The following is a 509-nucleotide window of genomic DNA, read 5'->3' as shown; positions in this document are numbered from 1 at the left end:
TGGTCGGCTGCTCGGTGCTGGTGGGCTTCCTGTCCGGCTTTGTCGTATTGCAGTATGCCGATGTGCGCGCCTCCTATCCGGTGGCACAGATCGGCCGTGCGATGGCCTTGCTGAACATGGCCATGTTCCTCGGTGTGGCCCTGGTGCAATGGCTCAGCGGCGCTGTCGCCTCCGCCGCGCCGGCCTGGCACGCCGATCCGCACTCCGCGGCGCTGGCGCTGATCGCGGGCATGCTGGCTGCCGGGGTCCTGGCCTTTGCGCTGCTGCCGGCACCAAGCGCTGGCCAGGATGTCGTTCGATAAACAACTGTATTGTTTCGCCGACGTTCTGCCTACGCAGCAAAAAGTTTGCTGTACACAAGTTTCCTCATGGATATAATCGGTTGCGTCAGCCCTGCCAACCGAGGCCATCCATCATGCATTCCGTCCAGCCTGTCATCATCCAGCCCCGCGTCATCGTGGTCGACGTCAGCGCCCACTGTGCCGATGCCGGCCTGCTCGACGCTGCCG

The 509-nt window shown here is 63.7% G+C and carries 1 protein-coding gene; it reads left to right on the top strand.

The genetic code is table 11. The features are described 5' to 3' along the window. Positions 1-302, top strand: a 302-nt coding sequence (locus tag JK635_RS28745) for a hypothetical protein (RefSeq protein WP_202655256.1), incomplete at its 5' end; no start/stop codon positions are given. Between the last annotated feature and the right edge of the window lie 207 nt (positions 303-509).

Origin of the sequence: Neobacillus paridis, assembly GCF_016765675.1 — a bacterium.
Classification (GTDB): domain Bacteria; phylum Bacillota; class Bacilli; order Bacillales; family Cytobacillaceae; genus Neobacillus; species Neobacillus paridis.
Note: the sequence above shows the minus strand (reverse complement) of the source record. Positions and strands in the feature narration are given on the sequence as shown.